Below are 6680 nucleotides of genomic sequence, written 5' to 3' on the forward strand. Positions count from 1 at the left end.
GCACCTCGGAGGAGACCAGCTTGTCCTTGGTCTGGCTGGAAAACTTCGGATCGGGCAGCTTGACCGAGACGATCGCGGTCAGCCCTTCGCGCATATCGTCGCCGGTCAGCGTGACCTTCTCCTTCTTCAGAAGGCCCGACTTGTCGGCATAATTGTTGAGCGTGCGGGTCAGCGCCGCGCGGAAGGCAGCAATATGCGTGCCGCCGTCGCGCTGCGGGATGTTGTTGGTGAACGCCAGGACGTTCTCGTAATAGCTGTCGTTCCACTCCAGTGCGACGTCCATGCCGATCGCATCGCGCTGGCCATGGATGGCGATGGGTTCGGGGAAGAGCGGCGACTTGGAACGGTCGAGCCACTTCACGAAGGCGGCGATCCCGCCTTCATAATAGAGTTCGACCGTCTTGGGCTCGTCATGCCGCGCATCGGTCAGGAACAGGCGAACGCCCGAGTTCAGGAAGGCGAGTTCGCGATAACGATGCTCGAGCTTGGCGAAGTCGAACTCGGTGATCTTGAACGTCGTCGGGCTCGGCAGGAAGGTGACGCGGGTGCCCTTCTGCCCCGGCTCGGCCTTGCCCACGACCTTCAGCGGCGCGACCGCGTCGCCGTGCGCGAAGCGCATGTAATGCTCCTCGCCGTCGCGCCAGATGGTCAGGTCCAGAAACTCCGACAGCGCGTTGACTACCGACACGCCGACGCCGTGCAGGCCGCCGGAGACCTTATAGGCGTTGTCGTCGGAGGTATTCTCGAACTTACCGCCCGCGTGCAGCTGGGTCATGATGACCTCGGCCGCCGATACGCCCTCTTCGGGGTGGATGCCGGTCGGGATGCCCCGGCCATTGTCGGTCACGCTGACCGAGCCGTCGGCGTTCAACTGGATGTCGATGCGGTCGCAATGCCCCGCCAGCGCCTCGTCGATCGCATTGTCCGACACCTCGAACACCATGTGGTGGAGGCCCGAGCCGTCGTCGGTGTCGCCGATATACATGCCCGGCCGCTTGCGCACCGCGTCGAGGCCCTTCAGCACCTTGATCGAGGAGGCGCCATATTCGTTCGTCTGAGGGGTATCTGCCATAGTAAGTATATAGGAATTACCGCCCCCCAAAGAAAGCGAAATGGACAGCGGCGGCACCCTTTCGTGCCCCCTTGCAACGCCCCGCTTTCCATGGCGTTTGGGGGAGCATGACCGACCCCGCCGACACCCCCGCATTGCCCAGTCCCGAACGGATCCAGGCGCTGTTCCTCGACGCCGCGCGCAGCGGCCATGACGAGGCGGTGGCCGCACTGCTGCGCGCGGGCGCGGCGGTCGAGGTGGCGGATGCGCGCGGCTATACTGCCTTGGTGCTGGCGAGCTATAACGGCCATCTGTCGACCACCGCATTGCTGCTCGATGCGGGCGCGCGGCCCGAGGGCGCGACCGACGCGCAGGGCAATTCGGCGCTGATGGGCGTGGCGTTCAAGGGCCATGCCGACATCGCCCGGTTGCTGGTGGCACGCGGCGCGGACGTGAATTACCAGAACCGTGCCGGGCAAACCGCCGCGATGATGGCGACGCTGTTCCGGCAGGAGGCGATCCTCGACCTGCTGATCGCACACGGCGCCGACCTGTCGATCGCCGACACCTCGGGCAATAGCGCACGGACGCTGGCGATGATGCAGGGCAATGCCGCGCTGGCCGAACGGCTGTCATGACATGCTTTTCATCGTCCGGCCGGGAGCCGTTGTCGCGACAGCGCGTATAAGGGTCAAACGCCCTTTCGGAGACTATCGATGATCGGCAAGCGCCTCTGCCTCGCCACCGCCCTGATCGCCCTTGCCGCCGGCGCGGCCGACGCCCGGCCGGTGCGACAGGATTACCCCAGCTGCAACCTCGCCCAACAGCACCGCGTGCGCGGGCAGATCGGCGGGTCGAACCGCGATGTCCGCCAGGCCCATATCTCGATGCGCGCCAACATCCTGCAAGCGGATATCAGCACCGCCCGCAAGGCGCGCCGCCTGTCCCAGGCGCAGGCGCAAAAGCTGGGGCAACAGGTCGAACGGATCCGTCGCGACACCAACGCCGCCGTCAAGAGCCAGGGCTTTTTGAGCGCGGGCGAGCAGGCCAGCTATGACCGGGCGCTGGACGTGGTGGCGACGGCGATCTGTCGATAGGCCCGCTCGCCCTACTCCATCACCAGACGAGAGATAGACGGCCGCTCAGAAATCGACGCGCGTCGCCTCACCTGGCACATCGGTGAACAGCGCGGGCTCGGTGCCGGTCATCCACACCTGTCCGCGCCCCGCCAGCCGCTCGAACAGCGCGGCGCGGCGTGAGGGGTCGAGATGCGCCGCCACCTCGTCCAGCAACAGCACCGGCGGCGTACCCCGCCGCTCGGTGACGAGGTCGGCATGTGCTAATACGATGCCCAGCAGCAGCGCCTTCTGCTCGCCGGTCGAGCACAGCGCCGCCGCCTGCCCCTTCGCCACATGGGTTACCGACAGGTCGGCGCGGTGCGGCCCCACCAGCGTCCGCCCCGCCGCCGCATCGCGCCTGCGCCCCATCGCCAGCGCATGGGCGAAGGCCCCCGGCTCGACCGCCTCCCCCTCCAGCGCGAGCGCGGCGCGCGCGAACACGCTATCGGGCGCGTCCTCCAGCCGCTGGTCGAGCGCCGCCACCGCCGCTACCCGCGCGACGTCGATCGCCGCGCCATGCTCGACCATCCGCGCCTCCAGCGCACTCAGCCAGTCGGGGTCGACCGGCCCCTCGCTGGCGAGCAGCCGGTTGCGCTCGCGCATCGCCGCGTCATAGCGGGTGGCGTGCATCCCATGCGCCGGAGCCAGTGCCAGCACGAGCCGATCGAGAAACCGCCGCCGCTCCGACGCCGGCTCGACGAACAGCCGATCCATCGCCGGGGTCAGCCACAATACCGACAGCCACTCGGACAGCGCATTGGCGCTCGCCGCCGCCCCCTGCACCCGCACCACGCGGCGTTCGGGCGCGGAGGGTAGCGCCCCGGTCGCGATCTCGACATCGCCCGTGATCGTCGCCGCGACCCCGAACCCGCCCTTGCCCCCCTGCCGCGCCATCGCCGACAGCGCCGCCCGGCGTAAGCCTCTGCCAGGAGCGAGCAGCGACACCGCCTCCAGCACGTTGGTCTTGCCCGCACCATTCTCGCCGGTCAGCACGACGAACCCCGCAGCTGGCGACAGCGCGAGGTCGGCGTGATTGCGGAAATCGGTGAGAACAAGGCGGGTGAGCATCGGGTCCGCCTTAGAACATCCTCCCCGGCACGGGGAGGGGGACCGCCGCGAAGCGGTGGTGGAGGGGGATCGCCACACAGGTCATCCTGCGGCGAAGCCCCCTTCGTCGGCGCTGACGCGCTGCCACCTCCCCGTGCCGGGGAGGACCGGTCTTACACCCGCATCGGCATCAGTACGTAGAGCGCGGGCGACTTGTCGTTCTCGCGGATCAAAGTCGGCGCGGCGGCGTCGGCCAGGTGGACTTCGACCAGATCACTGTCGATCTGCGCCAGGATGTCGAGCAGATAACGGCTGTTGAAGCCGATCTCGAAGCCCGGCGACGTATATTCGCCCGGCACCTCTTCCGACGCGGTGCCGTTTTCGGGGCTGGTCACCGACAGGGTGATCCGGTCGCGGTCCAGCGCCATCTTCACCGCGCGGGTCTTTTCGGTCGCGATGGTCGACACGCGGTCGACGCCCTGCATGAACGCCTTGGGATCCAGCTTCAGGATCTTGTCGTTGGCGGTCGGGATGACGCGGCTGTAATCGGGGAAGGTGCCGTCGATCAGCTTCGACGTCAGGATCGCCTGGCCCAGGTCGAAGCGGATCTTGGTGCCCGACAGCGACACGCCGACCGAACCGTCCACCTCGTCGAGCAGCTTGCGCAGTTCGGCGACGCACTTCCGCGGCACGATCACGTCGGGCATGCCCTCGGCGCCCTGCGGACGCTCGATAGTGACGCGCGCCAGACGGTGGCCGTCGGTGGCGGCGGCCTTCAGCACCGGCTGGCCGTTATCCTCGGCGACGTGCAGGAAGATGCCGTTGAGGTAATAACGCGTCTCTTCGGTAGAGATAGCGAAGCGCGTCTTGTCGATGATCTGCTTGAGCAGCTCGACCGACAGCTCGAACTGGGTCGGCAGATCGCCCTCGGCGATGACGGGGAAGTCGTCGCGCGGCAGGGTGCCGAGCGAAAAACGTGCGCGGCCCGCCACGATGGTCATGCGGCCTTCGGCGGCGGTCAGCTGGACCTGCGCGCCCTCGGGCAGCTTGCGGGCGATGTCGAACAGCGTGTGCGCCGACACGGTGGTCGACCCCGGCTGGTCGACGGCGGCGGCGACGCTGTCGTTGATCTGGAGGTCGAGGTCGGTCGCCATCATGCGCAGCTGGCCCTCGGCCGTCGCCTCCAGCAGCACGTTGGAGAGGATCGGAATCGTGTTCCGCCGCTCCACCACCGACTGGACATGGCTCAATCCCTTGAGCAGCGTTGCGCGTTCGATCGTCGCCTTCATCTCGAAATCCCCCGCCGGAACGACCGCATGGTCCGATTCCGATAGTGATAAATGGCCTTGGTTCCTACCCGCGAAGAAGGGGCCGGAGCAAGGCTCCGACCCCTCCAACATTGGGGTAAAACCACCGTTAATGTGGAAAACCGCCTGTCGTCAGAAGCGCAGGCCCAGACCGGCCATCAACTGGTGGCGGTTCGGGTTGATGCCGACGCCGTCCAGTTCGTCATAATGCGAGTAGCGATATTCGCCCTTCACGAAGGTGTTGGGGCTGATCGCATATTCGAGGCCCGCGCCCAGGCGATAGCCGCCGACTTCCTGCGAATTGACCGTGGTGACGCCCGCCGTGGTGTAGCGCGCATCGAACTTGGCGTTGGTGTAGCCGGCCTTCACATAGCCCAGCGCCACCGGCGAGATCACGTAGCCGACCCGCGCGCCGGCATAGAGGTCGCGCCCCGCGCCCAGGCGGAATTCGTCGCCGGGCACGCGGATGCCGTTGCTGCGTGTGTCCGAGCTGCTGCCCGTAATTTCACCCTCGGCACCCAGGATCACCGGGCCGGCCGGGATGTCATAGCCGATGCCGGCGCCATAGAGCACGCCGTCGCTCGAGCTGCTGTCCTGACCCTGACGATCGTTCAGGCTGTCATAGCCGATCAGGCCCTCGACGCGGAAACCCGTGAAGGGCTGGCCCGTGGTCGTCTGGGCGGCGGCCGGCGCGGCGGCAGCGAGGACGGCCGAGGTCGCCAGGGTGGCGAGCATGAGCTTACGCATAAACTACTCCGTTACTGTACAAGCCGCCATTACATTGGCGGTCGGGGGCTTAAATGGCGCGGAACGCGCGGCGTTGCATGAACCTCAGCTAAACAGGAAAAAGCGTTGCATCTGCGCAACAGCCGCGACAGGGAAAGGGGCATGTCGACCGCCACCGCCCTGCCCCCGCGACGCGGGCGCGACTTCATCGCCCGGCATGGCGAGACGGTGTTCAACCGGATCGGACGCATCCAGGGCGACCGGATCGATCTCCACACGCCCCTGACCCGGCGGGGTTTCGCCCAGGCCGAGGCGATCGGCGAAGCGCTGTCCGCCCGGATGGGCGAGTCGCCCGCGCTGACGCTCTGGTCCTCACCGACCGGGCGCGCGCTCCAGACGCTGTCGGTGATCGCCGAGTACCTGGACCTCGACTGGCATGCCACGCGGCAGGATGTGCGGCTGATCGAGCTGGGCTTTGGCAGTTGGGGCGGTCAGACGCTGACCGCGTTGACCGCGCGCCACGGCCCGGTCGTCCATCCGCATGGCATGGCGGTGGGCGCGCCCGATGGCGAGACCTATCCGGCGATGGCGGCGCGGCTGGCGGCTTGGTTGTCCGACACCTACGATCATGACGGCGACCGGCTGATCGTGATGCATGGCCTGTCCAGCCGGGTGCTGCGCGGGTTGATGCTGGGCCTGCCCGACGATCCCCATTGCGGCGTGCCGGTGGCCGAGCGCCTGCCGCAGGGGTCGATCGTCATGATCGCGGACGGCGCCGAGTCGCTGATCCATTGCGGCATGGGCGCGGCGGCGGCGTGAGCGGGCGGGCGGCGCTGTTGCTGGGGATCGCACTGCTGGCGACGCCGGTCGCCGCGCGGCAGACGATCGGCGTCTACAAGGGCTGGGGTGCGTTTCGCGATCCCGATCGCTGCTATGCCATCGCTCAGCCCGTGCTTGCCAATGGCCGCCCCGGCGGGTTCGCCACCGTCGCCACCTGGCCCGCCCGGCGACTGCGCGCGTCCTTCCACCTGCACCTCAGCGCCGCGCGCGACCGCGCCGCGCCGGTGACGCTGGCGATCGGCGAGCGCCGCTTTCCGCTGGTCGGCACCGACCGCGACGTCTGGGCCCCCGATGGCGCCACCGACCATGCGCTGGTCATGGCGATGCGATCGGGCCGCAGCATGAGCGTCTCCGCCGTCGACCCGCGCCGCCGGCCCTTCGCCGACACCTATGCGCTGGCCGGCGCGGCCGCCGCGATCGATGCGGCGACGCTGGCGTGTGTGGCGGGTTAAATGGCCTTCCTCCCCTGGCAGGGGAGGTGGCGCGCGCAGCGCGTCGGAGGGGTGTCACCCCTCTCGATAGCGCGACACCCCTCCGTCAGGCCTTCGGCCTGCCACCTCCCCTTACAGGGGAGGAATTGACGCCCGGCTT

General features: G+C 68.1%; 8 protein-coding genes. 4 read left to right on the top strand and 4 right to left on the bottom strand.

The annotated features are described in order from the left end of the window. The coding region (locus ACQKJZ_RS17150) for an ATP-binding protein (protein ID WP_427732664.1) at nt 1–1072 on the bottom strand (1072 nt) is incomplete at its 3' end. 107 nt (nt 1073–1179) lie between these two features. On the opposite strand from ACQKJZ_RS17150, the gene ACQKJZ_RS17155 reads away from it, so the two are divergent. Together ACQKJZ_RS17155 and ACQKJZ_RS17160 are read left to right on the top strand one after the other, a co-directional pair. Beyond that, nucleotides 1180–1689, top strand: a complete 510-nt coding sequence (locus tag ACQKJZ_RS17155) for an ankyrin repeat domain-containing protein (protein ID WP_427732666.1) — start codon at nt 1180–1182, stop codon at nt 1687–1689. A gap of 78 nt (nt 1690–1767) precedes the next feature. After that, the gene (locus ACQKJZ_RS17160) at nt 1768–2148 is read left to right on the top strand and encodes a hypothetical protein (RefSeq protein WP_427732668.1); all 381 of its coding nucleotides are present in this window, start codon (nt 1768–1770) and stop codon (nt 2146–2148) included. A gap of 45 nt (nt 2149–2193) precedes the next feature. Here ACQKJZ_RS17160 and recF read toward each other — a convergent pair whose 3' ends face one another. From recF to ACQKJZ_RS17175, 3 genes are all read right to left on the bottom strand, one after another. Beyond that, nucleotides 2194–3237 (bottom strand): DNA replication/repair protein RecF, encoded by a 1044-nt coding sequence (recF, locus tag ACQKJZ_RS17165; RefSeq protein ID WP_427732670.1) that lies wholly within the window; start codon nt 3235–3237, stop codon nt 2194–2196. Between the two features lie 152 nt (nt 3238–3389). Then, nucleotides 3390–4505, bottom strand: coding sequence for a DNA polymerase III subunit beta (gene dnaN, locus ACQKJZ_RS17170; RefSeq protein ID WP_427732672.1), 1116 nt, complete (start codon nt 4503–4505; stop codon nt 3390–3392). Between the two features lie 150 nt (nt 4506–4655). Then, complete coding sequence (locus tag ACQKJZ_RS17175; protein WP_427732674.1) at nt 4656–5270, bottom strand: outer membrane protein; 615 nt, start codon at nt 5268–5270, stop codon at nt 4656–4658. 141 nt (nt 5271–5411) lie between these two features. Between ACQKJZ_RS17175 and ACQKJZ_RS17180 the strand changes: the two genes are divergently transcribed. After that, nucleotides 5412–6068: a histidine phosphatase family protein gene (locus ACQKJZ_RS17180; protein ID WP_427732676.1), complete on the top strand. Its 657-nt coding sequence runs from the start codon at nt 5412–5414 to the stop codon at nt 6066–6068. Continuing rightward, the gene (locus tag ACQKJZ_RS17185) at nt 6065–6541 is read left to right on the top strand and encodes an invasion associated locus B family protein (RefSeq protein ID WP_427732678.1); all 477 of its coding nucleotides are present in this window, start codon (nt 6065–6067) and stop codon (nt 6539–6541) included. Before ACQKJZ_RS17180 ends, ACQKJZ_RS17185 begins: the two co-directional genes overlap by 4 nt. Nucleotides 6542–6680: the final 139 nt, after the last annotated feature.

It is taken from the genome of Sphingomonas sp. NPDC019816, from assembly GCF_050274375.1.
Taxonomy (GTDB): domain Bacteria; phylum Pseudomonadota; class Alphaproteobacteria; order Sphingomonadales; family Sphingomonadaceae; genus Sphingomonas.